The organism is Synechococcus sp. WC10meta (assembly GCF_047461475.1).
This window is the reverse complement of record NZ_JANSHF010000015.1, coordinates 1-18,545: the sequence shown is the minus strand read 5'-3', so window position 1 is coordinate 18,545 and position 18,545 is coordinate 1. Positions and strand designations below refer to the sequence as shown.

General features: G+C 60.1%; 14 protein-coding genes. 8 read left to right on the top strand and 6 right to left on the bottom strand.

Going from position 1 to position 18,545, the window contains the following annotated elements; translation table 11 throughout:
• Window positions 1–65: 65 nt before the first annotated feature.
• Window positions 66–395, bottom strand: a complete 330-nt coding sequence (locus NW804_RS08325) for a gas vesicle protein GvpV (protein WP_414423310.1) — start codon at window positions 393–395, stop codon at window positions 66–68.
• A gap of 100 nt (window positions 396–495) precedes the next feature.
• Here NW804_RS08325 and NW804_RS08320 point away from each other — a divergent pair, with 100 nt between their 5' ends.
• Window positions 496–984 carry a pentapeptide repeat-containing protein gene (locus tag NW804_RS08320; protein WP_414410238.1) on the top strand — a complete coding sequence of 163 codons (489 nt, stop codon included), beginning with the start codon at window positions 496–498 and terminating at the stop codon, window positions 982–984.
• On the opposite strand, the gene NW804_RS08315 is transcribed toward NW804_RS08320, so the two are convergent.
• The gene (locus tag NW804_RS08315) at window positions 981–1,292 is read right to left on the bottom strand and encodes a hypothetical protein (protein WP_414395950.1); all 312 of its coding nucleotides are present in this window, start codon (window positions 1,290–1,292) and stop codon (window positions 981–983) included. The genes NW804_RS08320 and NW804_RS08315 overlap by 4 nt on opposite strands.
• A gap of 198 nt (window positions 1,293–1,490) precedes the next feature.
• Here NW804_RS08315 and NW804_RS08310 point away from each other — a divergent pair, with 198 nt between their 5' ends.
• Window positions 1,491–2,207 carry an aldehyde oxygenase (deformylating) gene (locus tag NW804_RS08310; RefSeq protein WP_414395952.1) on the top strand — a complete coding sequence of 239 codons (717 nt, stop codon included), beginning with the start codon at window positions 1,491–1,493 and terminating at the stop codon, window positions 2,205–2,207.
• Between the two features lie 103 nt (window positions 2,208–2,310).
• On the top strand, window positions 2,311–3,336 hold the full coding sequence (locus NW804_RS08305; protein WP_414410236.1) for a long-chain acyl-[acyl-carrier-protein] reductase: 1,026 nt from the start codon (window positions 2,311–2,313) through the stop codon (window positions 3,334–3,336).
• A gap of 653 nt (window positions 3,337–3,989) precedes the next feature.
• Here the strand turns inward: NW804_RS08305 and NW804_RS08300 are convergent.
• The 3 genes from NW804_RS08300 to rpoB form a co-directional block, all read right to left on the bottom strand.
• A complete protein-coding gene (locus NW804_RS08300; protein ID WP_414423309.1) occupies window positions 3,990–7,895 on the bottom strand; it encodes a DNA-directed RNA polymerase subunit beta' in 3,906 nt (1,301 codons plus the stop codon).
• A 2-nt stretch (window positions 7,896–7,897) separates the two neighbouring features.
• Window positions 7,898–9,781, bottom strand: a complete 1,884-nt coding sequence (locus tag NW804_RS08295) for a DNA-directed RNA polymerase subunit gamma (RefSeq protein WP_414395959.1) — start codon at window positions 9,779–9,781, stop codon at window positions 7,898–7,900.
• A gap of 97 nt (window positions 9,782–9,878) precedes the next feature.
• Window positions 9,879–13,265, bottom strand: coding sequence for a DNA-directed RNA polymerase subunit beta (rpoB, locus tag NW804_RS08290; RefSeq protein ID WP_414423308.1), 3,387 nt, complete (start codon window positions 13,263–13,265; stop codon window positions 9,879–9,881).
• 435 nt (window positions 13,266–13,700) lie between these two features.
• Between rpoB and NW804_RS08285 the strand changes: the two genes are divergently transcribed.
• Window positions 13,701–14,414, top strand: a complete 714-nt coding sequence (locus NW804_RS08285; protein WP_414421129.1) for a heme oxygenase (biliverdin-producing) — start codon at window positions 13,701–13,703, stop codon at window positions 14,412–14,414.
• Window positions 14,415–14,474: 60 nt separating this feature from the next.
• Here NW804_RS08285 and NW804_RS08280 read toward each other — a convergent pair whose 3' ends face one another.
• On the bottom strand, window positions 14,475–15,017 hold the full coding sequence (locus NW804_RS08280) for a pentapeptide repeat-containing protein (protein WP_414423307.1): 543 nt from the start codon (window positions 15,015–15,017) through the stop codon (window positions 14,475–14,477).
• 92 nt (window positions 15,018–15,109) lie between these two features.
• On the opposite strand from NW804_RS08280, the gene pyrR reads away from it, so the two are divergent.
• The 4 genes from pyrR to NW804_RS08260 all read left to right on the top strand — a co-directional run.
• A complete protein-coding gene (pyrR, locus tag NW804_RS08275) occupies window positions 15,110–15,649 on the top strand; it encodes a bifunctional pyr operon transcriptional regulator/uracil phosphoribosyltransferase PyrR (RefSeq protein ID WP_414421075.1) in 540 nt (179 codons plus the stop codon).
• 47 nt (window positions 15,650–15,696) lie between these two features.
• Window positions 15,697–16,674: a putative 2-dehydropantoate 2-reductase gene (locus tag NW804_RS08270; RefSeq protein WP_414421076.1), complete on the top strand. Its 978-nt coding sequence runs from the start codon at window positions 15,697–15,699 to the stop codon at window positions 16,672–16,674.
• Between the two features lie 30 nt (window positions 16,675–16,704).
• Complete coding sequence (locus NW804_RS08265) at window positions 16,705–17,298, top strand: metal-binding protein (protein WP_414421077.1); 594 nt, start codon at window positions 16,705–16,707, stop codon at window positions 17,296–17,298.
• A 45-nt stretch (window positions 17,299–17,343) separates the two neighbouring features.
• Window positions 17,344–18,545 (top strand): ABC transporter ATP-binding protein (locus NW804_RS08260; RefSeq protein ID WP_414423306.1); only part of this gene is annotated, 1,202 nt, incomplete at its 3' end.

The following is an 18,545-nucleotide window of genomic DNA, read 5'->3' as shown; positions in this document are numbered from 1 at the left end:
TCAGCCTACCACTCTATAACCAAAGTTTGGCCCCGCGGCTCTTGCCCACCCGCTGGCAAACTGGCTCAGTACTCAAAGGTCATGGATAGAAAGCGCGAGGGAGAAAAGCTGGCAGGGCTGGGCTTTGGGGAAGAAACGGGATTTCGAAAAGCCTCTGCTGCCTGCTGAAAATGCTGCAGCGCTTGTTCAATTTCCTGAAGCCGTGCCTGAATTTGCTCTTGCCGTTCCTGGAGAAACTCCAGTTCCTGATTAAGCCGCTGCTTTTCCGCTGAGAGCTGCTGCATCTCGGCATAGAGGGCAGATTCAGCTTTGCGGCGAGGGATCGAGCGCAACTTGGGCCGAGGTCGGGAGCGAGGCAGGCGAGGCAAGCTCATCGCAAGAGGTCTCAAGGGCATGTGCTTATCCTAGCGCGGTTTTGAAAAGAAGAAGGAGCTGTGTTCTTGGCAGCAACTGTCTCCCCCAGTAGGATCCGACTTGTCTAGTGGAGGAAAGGCAATGGTTGAGAGCGCAACAGAACTGCTGCAGCGCTACGGCAAGGGTGAGCGCGATTTCAGCAACAGCCAACTGCCAGGAGCTGACTTGGCTGGCGCGGATCTAGCCGGGATTGATCTGGGGGGAGCCCTCCTCCAGCAGGCCAAGCTAGCTGGGGCTAACCTGGAGCGGGCCTACCTCAGCGGCGCCGATCTCAGCCAAGCTGACCTCCAGGGATCCAACCTGCGCCTAGCCAACCTGGAGAAAGCCAAGTTGCCGGGAGCCCAACTTCAAAAAGCCAACTTGCGCGGCGCTAACCTCAGCCAAGCCGACCTCAGTGGCGCCGACCTCAGCCAGGCCGATCTAGCAGGGGCCAACCTCAGCGATGCCAACCTCAAAGGGGCCAAGCTCAGCGGCTGCAAACTCAAACTGGCCAACCTGCGCGGAGCCTGCTATGACGCCGCCACCCAACTGGAAGCAGCTACTGAGGAACTGGGCATGGTTTTTGCCTAGTCCTCCTGCGGCTCCAACTCCAAAATCTCCTCGATCTCAGCGTCCGTGTAGCCCACTGCCCGCAACTTCTCCGCCACTACCTCAATTTCCTGGGCTGCCAAATTGTGCTGGCGCACCCGCTCCCAAAGATTGGCCGCAGTCTGGAGCAACAAGCGACGGCTTTCTACCTCGAACAGTTCAAAAGCCGTTGCCAGCTCGATAGCCTGCAACACCTCCTCAGCGCTGTCAATGGGCTGATCCAGGGACTGTTCCTCCAGCTCCACCAGCAGCTGGCGCAGCCGCTCTAGGCCATCCCCAAGGGCAGACATCCTCTTGGCTCCCTCTCCCCTGCTGCCTAAGTACCCACCCTAGCAGGCTTGTCTCTCCCAACGAAAGGGATGCGACCCATCCTGTTCCAGCTAGGGCTATCCTGAGTGGAGTAACCCTAGACCAGCAAGCGCTAGGATTATTGCACAGCTAGCAAAGGGATCCCGGCGCTCGACAGCCCATCAAGGAGATGCACGAGTATGGCCCCAGCAAACGTTTCCCTCCCAGCCAATGCCAGCGACACCACCCTAGACTACAGCAGCCCCGCGTATCGGCAGGCCTACTCTCGCATCAACGGCATTGTTATTGAAGGCGAACAGGAAGCCCACGACAATTACCTCCGCTTGGCCGAAATGTTGCCGGCAGCAGCAGAGGAGCTGCGCAAGCTGGCCAAGATGGAACTGCGCCACATGAAGGGCTTCCAAGCCTGCGGCAAAAACCTGAAGGTAGAACCGGACAGGGAGTTTGCCCGTGCCTTCTTTGCCCCCTTGCGGGACAATTTCCAAAAAGCGGCAGTAGCTGCAGACCTGGTGACTTGCTTGGTCATTCAGTCGCTAATCATCGAGTGCTTTGCCATTGCCGCCTACAACATCTACATCCCGGTTGCCGATGAGTTTGCCCGCAAGATTACCGAAGGGGTAGTTCAGGACGAGTATCTCCACCTCAACTTTGGGGAGCGCTGGCTGGGCGAGCACTTTGCCGAGGTCAAAACCCAAATTGAAACGGCCAACGCCCAAAACCTGCCCCTGGTCTGGAAGATGCTGCAGCAGGTGAATGAAGACATAGAAGCTATCTACATGGATCGCGAGGCCATTGTGGAAGACTTCCTCATTGCCTATGGCGAAGCGCTGGCCAACATTGGCTTTAACACGCGCGAGGTGATGCGCTTGTCAGCCCAGGGGCTGCGGGCTGCCTAACCTCCTTCCGCTTTGTGGGGATTCCTGGCTGAGCTGCGGCACTTCCTATCCTCCTTGGGGGGATCCGGAGAGGATCCACAACAAGCTACGTGAGTGAGCCTCTATGTTTGGCCTGATTGGGCACTTGACCAGCCTGGCCCATGCAAAGCAAGTGGCAGACAAGCTGGGGTATGCCGAATATGCAGAAAGTGACCTGGACTTTTGGTGCATGGCTCCACCTCAGGTGGTGGACGAAATTGTAGTTACCAGCATCACTGGCCAGAAAATTTATGGTCAGTACGTCGAATCCTGTTTCTTGCCGGAAATGCTGGCCAGCGGTCGGGTCAAAGCCGCCTGTCGCAAGGTTTTAAACGCGATGGCTTTAGCCCAGCGGCGAGGCCTTGATATCACTGCCCTGGGCGGGTTTAGTAGCATTATCTTTGAGAATTTTCGCCTCGAAACCCTCAAGCGGGTGCGCAACGTCAACCTGGAGATCCGACGCTTCACCACTGGCAACACCCACACCGCTTACATCATTTGTCAACAATTACAGGCGGCAGCCCAGCGCTACGCTATGGACTTGGCCGCTGCCACCGTTGCCGTGGTGGGAGCTACCGGCGATATTGGCAGTGCTGTTTGCCAGTGGCTGGTGAACCGCACTTCAGTGGCCAAGCTGTTGCTTGTAGCCCGCGAGCGGCGACGCCTAGAAGAGCTGCAGGCCAAGCTTAAAAAAGGAGAGATCTGTTCCCTGGAAGAGGCCTTGCCCCGTGCCGATTTCATCGTCTGGGTGGCCAGCCTGAGCCAGGGGGTAACCCTTGATCCACAGGTGTTGCCGGATCCCTGCGTCATCATCGACGGTGGCTATCCAAAAAACATTGCCTCCCAGTTGCAGCGCAAGGGGCTATATGTCATCGACGGCGGCATGGTGGAGCACTCGCTGGATATTGAGTGGACTATCATGCGGTTTTTGAATGTGGCCAACCCTGCCCGTCACCTCTTTGCCTGCTTTGCCGAGTCAATGCTGCTGGAGTTTGAGGGCCTGCACACCAATTTCAGTTGGGGCCGCAACCTGATTACCCTGGAGAAACTAGATCTCATCGGGGAATTGTCTCGCAAGCACGGCTTCCGTCCCCTCATGCCGGCAGCTTAGGTTCAAAGACAGCTGCGGGAGCGCTTCTATACAGCGATGCAGGAGAAGGTAAACTCCCCCGCCGGTTAGAGGTTGGCAAACCAACCACCCTCCTGCGCCGGTTTACGGAAGCTCCAAGCAAGGCAATTATCTTGGCTACGTTGCAGCCCACATCCGCTCTGAAAGACTCATACAACCCCGGACAAAAGCGGACTTTTGCTCCAGGTTGAGGCTTTCTTCCTGCTTCCATGACATATAGCTAGCAGCAGAGTTCACCTCCACTACCCCACTAGAGGGATCTCCCCAGGCGTCACTTCCCGTCGAGCTGACGGTAGCTACTCCTTGCTCTGGTTCGAGCACACAGGCTCAAGACAGAGCCAACTTTAGCCTAGGCAAAAGGCCTACCAGAGGAAATGTACCTGCCAGCCTAGCTAATCCACGTGAAGGCAGAAGGTGCGTTGGCGAGGTTGCCCATTGTGCCACAAAGCGGCATTTTTGACTGCCTCTTGCCTGGATGGCTATTTTCTCCCAGCCCCCTCCCAGGAGGAGAAGGGAGTTAGCTGACGGGGCAGCAACTGCTACTAACACTGGATCTGGCAGCAGCTGTAGGGGGTGTTTTACTGCCACCAGCTTGCCAGTGCTGGGCCCGATCCCCAAACCCCCGCAAGCGCGGCTTACTCTTCTTCCTCCTCCTCCGGCTCGTCGACAGGGGTGGAGTCGTCGATGAGTTGGTCGTCCTCCAGGACCACGCGGCGTGGCACCGTCGGCAGCACGGCTGGAGGTTCTTCCTCCTCAGGAGGCTCCGGCTCTGGAGCCATCTCCTGGTAGGTGCTAAAGCCTGTGCCTGCCGGGATCAGGCGGCCAATGATGACGTTCTCCTTCAGACCCCGCAGCCAGTCGGATCTGCCCTCGATGGCTGCCTCGGTGAGCACCCGCGTGGTTTCCTGGAAGCTAGCTGCCGAGATGAAGCTGTCGGTATTCAAGCTGGCCTTGGTGATCCCCAGGAGGACAGGTGTGTACTTGGCCGGCGCCCCGCCACTGACGGCTAGGGAGGCATTCTCTTGCTGGATTTGCCGCAGCTCTACCAGCTCACCCGGCAGCAAGACGGTGTCACCGCTGTCGTCCACCCGCACCTTGGAGGTCATCTGGCGTACCACAATCTCAATGTGCTTGTCCGCAATCTCCACCCCCTGCGAGCGGTAGACGTTCTGGACCTCGTTGACGAGGAAGCGCTGCACCTCCCGTAGGGCTAGCCGCGCCGCTTGGTCATCTCCCAGGGTCTGGCGGTAGTACTCGAAGTAGATCTCCAAAAGGTCATGGGGGTTGGCAGGGCCGTCAGTCAGGGGATCCCCTACCCCCACCGATTGGCCGTCCACCACCATCAAGCTCTGCCCTGGCAGCACGGCATAGGGAGTAACCGTGCCATCAGCTTCAATGACCTTGAGATCCGGCTCCTCTCCCTGCCAGCTTAGCTGCACGGTGCCGGGTCGCTTGGCCAAGACACACATTTCCTTGGGTTTGCGAGCCTCCAGCAGCTCCTCCACCCGCGGCAGCCCCTGGATGATGTCGCCGGTCTTGGCCCGCTCGAAGATTAGGATAGCTAGGGCATCCCCCCGCTGAACCAGATCTCCATCTCGCACCTGGAGGATGGCACCTGCCGAAACCAGGTAGGGCCGCGCCCGCCGCAGCACCAGGTGATCCTCCGCAATTTGCATCACTTGTCCCGACTCGGGAGCAGGGATCCCCGGCGCCAGTTCTTCTCCAGCTCGCACCAGCGCTCCCACCTCAACGCTGGCTGGCCCGTTTAAGGGTACCGTCAGCAGATCGTCGTCGGTAATCACCAGCACCCGCCGCACCACCTCGGTGCCCTCGCGGATCCCTTGCACAATCCCAGCTTTTTTGGCCTGGATCTCGGTGCGGGCGATAACCCCCCCTCTGCCGACGGTGTCTCCTTGGTTAACCAACAGCCGGGTGTGGGTACTCCCCTGAGTTAGATCTGCCTCTACATCGCGGCGCAGCAGCAAGGTTTCCAGAACCACCAGTTGCAGGCGGCGGATACTGGGATCTTTCTCATCCTGGATGAGCTCAATATCGGCCTTGAGCTGCGGCGCGTCAGTATCGATCTCCAGCACCAGTTGCGTGCGCAGCAATTCCACCGGGCCCACCGACTTGACCCGCTCCCCATCCTTGAAGGGAACCCGCTGGACAGCCCGCAGACGAATGGAGCGACCGGACTCGCTCGTAGACTCCTGGGTGGGCACCACCGGTCGGTCGGGGATTTCATACTCATACACCGGCCGCAGCAGGATGCCGGGTCCTTCGGGAGTTTCCACCTGCTCCAGATAGACCAGTCGGTCAGGGACAATGCTGCTGAGCAGCTTTTGACCCGGCTGGATGAAGGTGCCGGTGGGGATTTCCAGATCAGCGGGATCCTCCACCAGATGCAGGGATCCAGGCTTGATGACGATTTCCCGGAGGATGTCGTTTTTCTGGATAACCTCGACAACACCGGCATTTTGGCAGAAGATGTCCTTCACTACCTCGGTGCCGGCTTCCACGTACTGGCCATCTTCCACATTGAGGAGGGAGATGTCCTTGTTCACCTCATGGGTCTCCTCCGGGATCCACAGCAGGGTGCCGCCGCGGATGACTTCGTAGCCCTGCTTTGCTCTGCCCCGCCGGGCTACCTCAACGCCAGCAAACTTTGCCAAGCCTCCCGTGTGGCTGCGGAAGTGGTTGTCGATGAGCTCCGCCACCACCTCGTCGTTGCCCACCTTGGTACCTGGTGTAGCCTTGAGAACAAAAGTCTGGCCGCTGGGCGTGTCCAGCAAAAATTGCTCTCGGCCTTGGTGAGATTCCACCCGCACCCGCGCCTCGTGGAGCACCACCGCCGCATTGATGATCTCCACCTCCCGTCCGCCTTTGATGTCGCTGCGCTCTGGCAGGCGCACGATGCCACCGTGCTCGGTGACCAGCGAGGTTTGGGCAATAACATCCCCCGGCTGCACCCGATCCCCGTTTTTTACCGCTGGCTCAGCGCCGGGAGGCAGGTTGTACACCTGGCCAGACAGGACCCAGATCAGCCCTTGCCGCTGGGCAGTAGAGGTGGTGTTGCCCTGGCGGTCGGCTTTCTCCTCGATGAGCAGGTCGGTAAAGCGAATTTCCCCCGCCAGATCGGCCACCACTTCCTTCTGGGCTTTCTCGGTGCTCTTGCGCACCGCTTTGGCTACGGCCACTTCCGCAATTAACTGATCCCGCTGCACCAGGGCCCCATCTCGCACCAGCAGGGTGGATCCCTGGGTCAGGTCGAAGACTTCTCGCTGTCCCTCTGGCCCTTCCAGAACGATTTGGTTGTTGACCTCCACCTGGAGGGCATCGTCGCCGTGGCGGGTGCGGAAGGGGCGGGTGCGCAGGTTTTTCGGGAAGCGCACTACCCCGGCAAAGGGGGCGCGGATTTGGCGAGCCACCTCCCCTGTAAACACCCCTCCCGTGTGGAAGGTGCGCATGGTCAACTGCGTGCCCGGCTCTCCAATCGATTGGGCGGCAATGATCCCAACCGCCTCCCCCAGATCCACCAAGCGAGAGTGGGCCAGGCTCCAGCCGTAGCACATGCGGCACACTGAGCGGTTGGCTTCACAGGTAAGGGGAGAACGCACCATTACCTGCTGGATGCCCGCCTCCACAATGGTTTTGGCCAAGTCGTGATCTACCTCTTGGTTGCGGCGGGCCAGGATCTCCTGGGTTTGCGGATGCACCACATCTTGGGCCAGCACCCGCCCTACCAGGCGCTCCTCCAGCGGCACAACGACTTTATCGCCATCCATCAAGGCCTGGAGCGGGATCCCTTGATCCGTGCCGCAGTCGGCCTCTCGCACAATCACGTCCTGGCAGACATCCACCAGGCGGCGGGTGAGGTAGCCGGAGTCGGCAGTCCGCAGCGCCGTGTCCACCAAGCCCTTGCGCGCGCCGTAGGAGGAGATGATGTATTCGGTCACGGTTAAGCCCTCGCGGAAATTGGCCTTGATGGGCAGGTCGATGATCTCCCCCTGCGGATTGGCCATCAGGCCGCGCATGCCCACCAACTGCCGCACTTGCGAGACGTTCCCCCTTGCCCCCGAGTGGGCCATCATGTAGACGGAGTTGAGGGGATCGTTCTGGCGGAAGTTGTTGAGCATTTCCTCTTTAATTTGCTCATTGACTTGGTTCCAAGTGTCGATGACCTTTTGGTAGCGCTCCACCTCGGTAATCTCGCCGCGGATAAAGCGCTCTGTGGCCGCCTCGATCTCCGCCTCTGCCTGGGCCAAGAGCTGCCGCTTGCTGGGCGGAATGCGCAGGTCTTCAATGCTGATGGAGACGGCAGCTTGGGTGGCGTACCTGAAGCCCAATGTCTTCAGGGCATCCGCCATCTGCGCTGTGCGGGCAGTGCCGTAGCGGGCAAAAGCCCAGGCAATGAGGTTGTGCAGCTCTTTTTTGCCGATTTGATAGTTGCGAAAGGGAATAGGAGGCGGCGGGGTCTCGGCCCTAGAGCTAGAGGCAGGCTGCCACCGCAGGCTGGGGGAAATTTGTCCTTTTTCGCTCATGGCTATGCCAACAGAATGTCCTGCACCGTCTTGTTAAAGATGATCCGGCCTGGCGTAGTGCGAATGTATTGACTGATAACGTTGCCCTCTTGATCCTCGCGGATGCGGCGGTAGTTGGTGATCTTGAGGCGGGTACCGCCTGGCTCCTCGACAATCTGGGGCTCTGACTCTTTTTCTCCTTTGCCCAACTCCATCGGGCCGCTGTAGCGCACCCAGATTTTGCTGTGCAGGCCAATGATGCCGCGGTCGTAGGCGACAAGAGCATCCTCCAGGCTAGCAAAATAGCGGTCGTTAACCTCGGGTGCCTCGGGGTTGTCCACTGTCAGGTAGTAGCAGCCCAAAACCATGTCTTGGGTAGGGGTAATGATGGGGGCACCGGTGGCTGGGGAGAGGATGTTGTTGGTGGCCAACATCAGCAGGCGCGCTTCCGCCTGGGCTTCCAAGGACAGAGGCACATGGACAGCCATCTGGTCGCCGTCAAAGTCAGCGTTAAAGGCGGGGCAGACCAAGGGATGGAGCTGAATTGCCCTCCCCTCCACCAGAACCGGCTCAAAGGCTTGGATCCCGAGGCGGTGCAACGTGGGAGCGCGGTTGAGCAAAACTGGGTGGCCGTCGATGACCTCCTCCAGCACGTCCCAAACCTGCGGGTCATTGCTTTGGATGAGCTTTTTGGCGGCTTTGATGTTGTTGACGATATTTCGCTTGATCAACTTATGGATGACGAAGGGCTGAAATAGCTCAATGGCCATCTCTTTGGGCAAGCCGCACTGGTGCATGCGCAGGTTGGGCCCCACCACAATCACCGAGCGCCCTGAATAGTCCACCCGCTTGCCCAGCAGGTTTTGCCGAAAACGGCCCTGTTTGCCCTCAATGATGTCCGACAGGGACTTGAGGGGACGATTGTTGGCTCCCACCACCATGCGCCCGCGCCGCCCGTTGTCAATGAGGGCATCTACTGCCTCCTGCAGCATGCGCTTTTCGTTGCGCACAATGATCTCCGGCGCCATGATCTCCTGCAGGCGCGCCAGGCGGTTGTTGCGATTAATCACGCGGCGATAGAGGTCGTTGAGGTCACTGGTGGCAAAACGGCCCCCATCCAACTGCACCATCGGGCGCAGATCGGGGGGGATGACCGGCAGCACCCGCAGCACCATCCACTCAGGCCGAGCTCCCGTGGCAATGAAGTTGTTGATGACCCGCAGCCGCTTGATCAGGCGGGCTCGCTTCTGGCCGCGGGCACTGGCGATTTCCTCGCGCAACTTCTCCGCCTCTTTTTCTAGGTCAATGTCTTTGAGCAGGCGTTCGATGGCCTCGGCCCCAATCATGGCCCAGTTTTCCGGCAGCTGCAGGTTGGATCCCTCCTCGTACATCTGATCTTCGATCTCAAGGTATTGATCCTCCGTCAGCAGCTGCTTGTAGGAGAGGTTGGGGGCATTGCCCGGATCCACCACGACGTAGGCGTTAAAGTACACCACCTGCTCCACGTCGCGCAGCGGCATGTCCAGCAGGGTGGCAATGTAGCTAGGGATCCCTTTCAGATACCAAACGTGGGTAACCGGGGCAGCCAGCTTGATGTAGCCCATGCGATAGCGGCGCACCCGCGACTCCGTCACTTCCACCCCACAGCGTTCGCAAACAATGCCGCGGTGCCGCACGCGCTTGTACTTGCCACAGTGGCACTCCCAGTCCTTAACCGGCCCGAAGATGCGCTCACAGAAGAGACCATCCATCTCCGGCTTGAGGGTGCGGTAGTTGATGGTCTCTGGCTTGGTAACCTCTCCCACGACTTGGCCGTTGGGCAGGGTGCGCTGGCACCACTCCATAATCCGCTGGGGAGAGGCCAACCCAATCTTGATGTAGTCAAAGCGCTGCTCTGGTCTGGCCATAGCCATTTCTCCTGACTTGCTGCCTTAGCACCTAGATAGGAAGGAGAGAGGGATCCTCCCCCCTTTCCTCCCTTAGCTGAAACCTGCCTGGCGCCACCTAAAAATCGTCCTCGTCTTCTTCCTCGTCCCGGCTGCGGCTAGCTACGAAGCCTTCCCTGGCTGCTGGGGAGAGATCCTCAGCCGTAATTGACTGGTAAGTGGGCCGAGAAGGGACATGGCGGGTCGAGACATCGGCCATTAGGTCTACCTCCACATGGTGGGGCTGGCCTTTGCTGTCCACCTCCACCTTGTACACGGAGACGTCCAGGCACAGGGACTGCAGCTCCCGCACCAACACCTTGAAAGATTCCGGCGTGCCCGGCCGAGGAATGGGCTTGCCCTTGACGATGGCGTTGAGGGCCTCGTTGCGCCCCACCATGTCGTCCGACTTGACCGTGAGCAGTTCCTGCAAGATGTAGGCCGCCCCAAACGCCTCCAAAGCCCACACCTCCATCTCCCCAAAGCGCTGGCCACCCTGCTGGGCTTTACCCCCCAGCGGTTGCTGGGTTACCAGCGAGTAGGGGCCGGTGGAGCGGGCGTGGATCTTGTCGTCCACCAAGTGCACGAGCTTCAGCATGTAGGCCCGGCCCACCGTAACCGGCTGGTCGAAGGGCTCGCCCGTGCGGCCGTCAAACACCTGCACCTTGCCGCAGTATTTGCCCTCAGGGTTGAAGATCCAGTCCTTGCCGGTCTTCTCGCGCGCCTCCCGCAACTTGGCTTCCACGGTCAGTCGGGAAGCCTCCAGGCCGTGCATTTCATCGAAGGGCATTAGCTTAAAGCGCACCCCCAAGTGCTCCGCGGCCCAGCCCAGCAGGCACTCGTACACTTGGCCCACGTTCATGCGGGAGGGCACTCCCAGGGGGTTGAGCACCACGTCCACCGGCGTGCCATCGGGCAGATAGGGCATGTCCTCAACCGGCAAAATGCGGGAGATGATGCCTTTGTTGCCGTGGCGGCCAGCAATCTTATCTCCCACCTGGATTTTGCGCTTGAGGGCAATGTAGACTCGCACCACCATGTTGGCCCCCGGCGGCAGCTCATCCCCCTGCTCGCGGGTAAAGATGCGCACATCCACCACCCGCCCGCGCTCACCGTTGGGCACGCGCAGGGAGTTGTCCCGCACATCGCGAGCTTTCTCCCCAAAAATGGCCCGCAGCAGCCGCTCTTCCGGAGGCTGATCCGACTCCCCTTTGGGCGTAACCTTGCCCACCAGAATGTCGCCGGCTTCCACCCAAGCCCCAATGCGCACGATGCCGTTTTCGTCCAGGTTGCGCAGGGCATCTTCCCCCACGTTGGGGATCTCGCGGGTAATCTCCTCTGGCCCCAGCTTGGTCTGCCGGGCCTCAATTTCGTATTTCTCGATGTGCACGGAGGTGAAGACATCATCGTAGACCAGCCGCTCGCTGATCAAGATGGCGTCTTCGTAGTTGTAGCCCTCCCAGGGCATGTAGGCCACCAGCACGTTCTGGCCTAAGGCCAGCTCGCCGCCCTCGGTTGCTGGACCGTCAGCCAGCACCTGGCCGGCCACTACCCGATCCCCCACGTAGACCAGAGGACGCTGGTTGAGGCAGGTGTCTTGGTTGGAGCGCTGATATTTTTGCAGGCGGTAGACAATGGGATCTCCCCCATCCTCGGGCCGCACCACGATTTCATCGGCGGAAACATAGGTCACCACCCCGTTGGTGCGCGACACCACCACCATGCCGGAGTCCCGCGCCGCCTGGGCTTCCAGGCCTGTGCCCACGTAGGGCCGCTCTGGCTTGAGCAGGGGCACCGCCTGGCGCTGCATGTTGGCTCCCATCAAGGCGCGGTTGGCGTCGTCATGCTCCAGGAAGGGGATCAACGAGGTGGCCACCGAGATCACCTGCACCGGCGACACCTGTACGTAGTGCACCTCACTGGGGTGAGCAGTGGTGAATTCTTGGCGGTAGCGCACGGGCACCACCTCGGCAGTGATGCGGCCTTCGGCGTCCACCGGCACGTCCCCTGGCGCCACGCGGTACTCGTCCTCTTCGTCGGCGGTGAGGTAGACCATCCCCAGGTCTTTGCGCACCACGCCATTCTCGACGCGGTAGTAGGGGCTTTCGATAAAGCCGTATTGGTTGACGCGGGCGTGGGTAGCAAGAGACCCAATCAACCCGGCGTTGGGCCCTTCGGGGGTTTCGATGGGACAGATGCGCCCGTAGTGGCTGGGGTGGATGTCCCGCACGGCAAAGCCAGCCCGCTCCCGCGTCAGGCCCCCAGGGCCCAGAGCCGACAGCCGCCGCTTGTGGGTCAGCTCTGCCAGGGGGTTGGTCTGATCCAAGAACTGGGAGAGCTGGCTGGAGCCGAAGAACTCCTTAATAGCTGCCACTAGGGGCTTGGGGTTAACCAGCGAGGCAGGGGTAAGGTTTTCCGACTCGGAAACCGTCATGCGCTCGCGAATAATCCGCTCCAGGCGGTTGAGGCCCACCCGCACCTGGTTTTGCAGCAGCTCGCCCACCGAGCGCACCCGCCGATTGCCCAGGTGGTCAATGTCATCCACCTGGCCAATGTCGTATTCCAAGTTGATGAGGTAGTCGATAACGGCCAGAATGTCGGTAACGGTAAGCACCCGAACATTTTCGGGCACCGTCAGGTTGAGCTTCTTGTTGAGCTTGTAGCGCCCTACCCGGCCTAGGTCGTAGCGCTTGGGATCAAAAAAGCGCGATTCCAGCAGTTGCTGGCCGCCAGAGACTGTAGGAGGCTCCCCGGGCCGCAGCTTGCGGTAGAGCTCCATCAGCGCCTCTTCTTCGCTGTATTGCCCCTCCTCTTCCATGGTCCTTTGGAAAAATTCGGGGTGGCGCAGGCTGTCGTAGATCTCCGAGTCACTCAGGCCCAAAGCTTTGAGCAAAACTGCTGCCGAGAGCTTGCGGGTTTTGTCGATGCGCACCCACACCAGCCCCTTCTTGTCCGTCTCAAACTTCAGCCAGGCACCACGGTTGGGAATGAGGCTAGCGCTGTAGGTGCGGCGGCCACTTTTGTCCAGCTCCGCCTTGTAGTAAACGCCGGGGCTGCGCACAATCTGGTTGACGATCACCCGCTCCGCGCCGTTGATGATGAAGGTGCCTCGATCCGTCATCAAGGGCAGCTCGCCCATGAAGACGTCCATGTCTTTGATTTCGCCCGTCTCCTTGTTGATTAAGCGCGTCGGCACCCGGATTTGGGCTTGATAGGTGGCATCCCGCCGCTTGGCCTCCTCTGGGTCGTAGCGCGGCTTGTTGATCTTGTACCCCTTGGAGGGATCCCCAGGCCGGTAGTCTGGCAGAAAGTGCAGCTCCAGCTTGCCGGTGTAATCGACAATGGGAGAAAAACTCAGGAGCTCCTCTTCAAACCCTTCCCGTAAAAACCAGAGGAAACTTTCCCGCTGAATCTCTACCAGGTCAGGTAAGGTAAGAACAGGGGAGGGAACAGCTAACGAGCTCATGCGTTGCTTAGCAGGGCTTGCGCTGCAGTCAGGCCTCCAATTATAGAAGCCCCGCCAACGATCGTCAACGAACTTTACAAGGGTTGGCGGCAACTCCTGCCTTTAGCCTGGGAGCTAGCAAGCTCTGCTTCCTCTCCAACCTGCCTTAAGGATTGTTCACATCCATTCACACTCGGGCGGATTATTCTAAGCTTAAGCCATTGACCGCCAGTCGAGTGCTGCTTAGATAGGGATGGCGGGGAAAAAGAAGCATCGAGCCCCGGAGAAGGGCGTTTAGCTGCCGCAGCGAGCGGTCTGCGTTGCCTTTGCCGGGTCTGCTGCTGAGGCATCCCTCGCTGCCTCCATAAGCCGGTCAATGGCCGGAGCCAAGCAACTTTTTACAAGGAGGGTTTTGTGAGTAAAGGTTTGCCCAGCCAAGAAAATCAAAACGCTGGCCTGTCAACCCAGTTGCGGGAGGGCACCAAGCAGTCCCACACCATGGCCGAGAATATGACCTTTATCAAATGCTTCCTCAAGGGAGTGGTTGATAGGCGTACCTACAGCCGCTACGTGGGCAATTTCTACTTTGTCTACAGTGCGCTGGAAGAGGGGTTTGCGCGGTTGCGAGAGCACCCGATAGTGGGTCAGCTCTACTACCCCGAATTGTGGCGCAAGGCCAGCCTAGAGAAAGATTTGAACTATTTCATCGGTCCCCATTGGCCCTCTGTGGTCAAGCCCTCTCCCGCTTGCCAAGTCTATGTCAACCGCATTCAAGAAGTGGTGGAAAAAGATCCGGTTCTGCTGATTGCCCACGCCTACACCCGCTACATTGGCGACCTGTCGGGCGGCCAGATCCTGAAAAACATTGCCCGCCGGGCCCTGCGCCTGCCACCAGGGGAAGGCACCGCCTTCTACGACTTTGAACAGATCCCGCACGAGGGCAAGTTTAAGCAGCGCTACCGCGCTCAACTGGATGCGCTGGGGCTGGACCAGGCTACTATCGAGCGCATTGTGGCAGAAGCCAACTACGCCTTCAAGCTCAACATGGACTTGTTTAGAGAGCTGGAGGGCAACTGGCTGCTGTCCATGGCACGCATAGCCTGGAACTCGCTCCTGGGTCAGTTTCAGCGCAAGCCTGCCCCCTCAGAGGCGGCTGCCCCCAGCTCGTAAGCTAGGGCTATTTCCAAAGTTTCGCCCCTCTCTCCCAGGGAGGGGGGCTGGGGGTGAGGGCTAGTTGCACCCCAGGGTGTCGCGGGTGGCCCGGCCGGTAACCGGGTTAACGCCGCTAGCCCGCTCGCAGAGGATGGCGAGGGCATCCTTGCGGATTAGGGCATTGGTAAAATCTGCTCCCTCGATCTCGATCCCTTCCACCCGCACCAGCCACATCATGCTGTCTTGCAGTTGGGCTTCCCGCAGATCAGCACCCTGCAAATTGGCCATGTCCAGGGTGGCGCCGCGCAGATCCGCCCCGCGTAGGTTAGCTTTGCTGAGGTTGGCTCCGAAAAAATTGGCTCCTGCCGCCTTCACGTGGCTGAGATTGCTCTGTCGCAGGTTGGCTTTGAGAAATTTCCAGCCGCTCAGGTCTTGTCCGGCAAAGTCTGCCCCCTGCAGCTCCCGCTTGCTGTAGTCTTCCGCCCAGGCCGGGGATCCCAGCAGGAATAACCCCAAGGCCAGCAGAGGGAGAACCGCCAGCACGGCCCGTAAACAGCGGGCCCACCTAGGCCCTCTTTTCTCCGTCGAAGCTGGACCTGTAGCGGACACTGCAGTGGACATGGCGGCTCTCTCCCTTCTAGGGCTTTATATCCTATCCTACTGGCTGCGGATCTGGGCTAACTTGGGCTCCTATAGGTCGGCCTCAACTGTCCATGTCCACAACCGAGGTGTTCAATGCCCAGGAGATGGCTAGGCAAATGGCGGCTTTGGCGGCGGCCATTGGCAGAGATCACCCCCACCTGGACAGGCTGGTGTTGATCGGCATCCGCACCCGCGGGGTGCCTTTGGCCTACCGGCTCCGGGATGGCATAGCCGAGCTGTTTGGGATACCGCCCCAGGTAGGGGAGTTGGACATCACCTTCTTCCGCGACGACCTGGGCTCTGGCCGGCTGCGCACTCCCGATCGCAGTGAAATGCCCCGGGATCTCACTGGCCAAGAGGTGGTGCTAGTGGACGACGTTATCTTTCACGGCCGCACTGTTCGGGCGGCTTTGGAGGCCCTGAACCACTTTGGGCGCCCAGAACGGGTGCGCTTGGCCGTGCTGATTGACCGCGGCCATCGGCACTTCCCCATTCAGCCGGATTACTGCGGCCATAGGCTGACCACAACTCCCGAGCAAATGGTCAAGGTGCACCTGCGCGAAACCGACGGCGAGGAGCGGGTGCTGCTGATCAACCCTGATTCTGAGTGAGCTCTCCAGAGTGCGCTAGGGTGGGGATATCGGCTCAAGGTTTTGCGATGTCCCAGTTGCCGGAAAGCCGCCGCTATGCGGTTTTGGGCAGTGGCGCCGTGGGAGGATTCTACGGGGCCAAGCTACAGCAGGCCGGCTTTGAGGTGCATTTCCTGCTCCATAGCGACTACGAGCAGGTGCGCCAAAACGGCTTGTGGGTGGAATCCTGCTGGGGAGACTTTCACCTGCCCCAGGTCAATGCCTACGCCTCCGTGGAGGCAATGCCCCCTTGTGAGGGAGTAATCGTGGCCCTGAAAGCCACCCAAAATCACCTTCTGCCCCGGCTGCTGCCGCCTGTGCTGGCTGAAAAGGGCGTGGTGATCCTGCTGCAAAACGGCTTGGGCGCAGAGCCGGAGATTGCCAACTGTGTCGGCCCTGAGCGCGTCGTGGGTGGCCTCTGTTTCATCAGCTCCAATAAAGTTGGCCCTGGCCATATCCGCCACCTCGACTATGGCTCAGTACTGCTGGCCGAATATGGCCCTGGCTATGCCCCCCAGGGGATCACGCCCCGTCTGCAACAGATCCAGGCCGATTTTCAACGGGCTGGGATCCCTACCTCCCTCTCGCCGGATCTGATGGAGGCCCGCTGGCAGAAGTTGGTCTGGAACATTCCCTTCAATGGCCTCTCGGTTGTTTTCAATGCCGACACCCAGCAGATAATCCGGGATCCGGAAGCCCGCGCCCTGGCAGAAGCCCTGATGCAAGAGGTGGTGGAGGGAGCTGCGGCCTGTGGTCGCCGGCTTCCCCCTTCCCTAATTCCCGAGATGCTGGCTAACACCGAGAAGATGGTCCCCTACCGCACCAGCATGAAGATTGACTACGAGCGCAAGCGTCCCCTGGAGCTGGAGGCTATTTTTGCCAACCCTCTCCGCTATGCCCAGCAGGGTGGAGTCCAAATGCCGCGGGTGGAGATGCTCTACCGGCAGTTGCAGGTGTTGGATCGCCTCAATCGAGGGATCCCTGCTTTTTCCCCCACTTGCGGCTAGACTCAGCCCCAGGGGAGGGCTGTGCTCTTTATGCCCTGGGGATCCACCCACGATCGCCTCATCCTCTGGACAGCTCCCGGCATTACCCTGGCAGTGGCTTTGCTGGGCAACAGTGCCGCTGTGGCTTTGGCGGTGGGGTCGGCCTATCTCTTCAGCGGCCTGATGTTTTCCGGGGATCTGGACACTGACTCTCGCCAGTATCGCCGCTGGCTGTTCCTGCGCTGGATTTGGCTTCCCTACCGCCGCTGGCTGCGGCACCGCTCCTTCTGGTCCCACGGGCCGCTGGTGGGCACTGCTCTGCGGCTGCTCTACCTGGGCTTGTGGGTGACAGGGGTGGGCCTGACCGTCGCCTGGCTGGGATCCCACCTGGGCTGGTGGCCGTGGCAGCCGGGGATCTGGCGGGACAACCTCTGGCAGTGGCTGCAAGCCCACGCCGAGACCCTGGGGTGGGTGGGCCTAGGGCTGGAGCTGGGATCCGTTAACCACAGCCTCAGCGATTGCCTGGTCTCCCGCTGGCGCCGTTGGCGCAAAAGATGGCAGGGGGAGGCCAAAGGAGAGCCAGTTTCCCTCAGATCCCGCAAAAAAGCTGCTAGGAGGGGATCCCGGCAGCCGTTGAGGAGCTAATCTCCGCTAAGCTGATCGGGGCAGAAGCCTTTTGGATGGCCCTTGGTGCAGCCGCTGCGTAGCTATCGCCGTCTCTTTCCCTTCATTCGGCCCCATCTGTGGATGTTGCTGCTGGGGCTAGTCTGTACCCTCGGCTTTGTCCTCACCATGCCTGCCCTTGCCTACTTGATCGAGTGGGTGGCTCGCTCCATTGGCGCTGGGGATCTCAGGCAACTGCGGACGTTGGCCTTGATTGGGGTGGTGTTCTTCTTAGTGCGTGGCGCCTTCCAGTACGGCCAGGACACCCTCATGGCCAGGGCCTCCCTGCAGATGGTGTTGGAGCTGCGGCAGCGAGTCTACGCCCACTTGCAAGGATTGGACGTGGACTATTTTTCCGGGAGCCGCACGGGTGACCTTGTCTATCGCCTCACCAGCGACCTGGATCGGGTGGGGGAGGTGGTACAGCGGTTTTTCCACCGCTTTATCCCCAGCGTGCTCACCATCCTGGCCGTGGTGGCCTACTTGTTCTACCTCAACGGCATCCTCACCCTAACCACCCTGGTGATTGCTCCCCTGATGGGCGCCTTGATCAGCTGGTTTGGAGAGCGGCTGCTGCAGCGCTCCCGCCGCAACCAGGAGAGCATGGCCGACCTGTCTTCTCTGTTAACGGAAGTCTTTGCCGCCGTCAGCCTCACCCGCGCCTTTGCTGCCGAGGACTACGAGATCCGCCGCTTCAGCGCCCTGGCCGAAAGCAACCGCCTGGCTCGCTTTCAAACCGAACAGGTCAAAGCCATCCAAGACCCGGTGGTGGGCTTTCTCTACGCCATGAGCGTCCTGGGGGTATTCTGGGTAGGGGGCTGGCAGATTAGCGAGGGCAACCTGACCGGCAGCCAGTTCCTCGGCTTCATTGCGGGGGTGGCTCTGCTCATCGATCCCATTGTCCACATCACCAATAACTACAGCGACCTAAAGCAAGGGGAGGCTTCCGTGGAGCGGATCTTTGAGCTCCTAGATACCCGACCCCGCGTGCGCGAGCTGCCTGGCGCCCGCCCCCTGCCGCCGATTCAGGGCTGGGTGGAGTTCGATCGGGTCTCCTTTGCCTACAAGCCGGGCCAGCCGGTGCTTAAAGACATCAGCTTTCAGGTAGCTCCCGGCGAGATTGTTGCTCTAGTGGGATCCTCCGGGGCCGGCAAGTCGACTTTGGTGAATTTGATCCCTCGCTTCTACGATCCGCAGCAGGGGTGTATTCCTGTCTCTTATACACATCT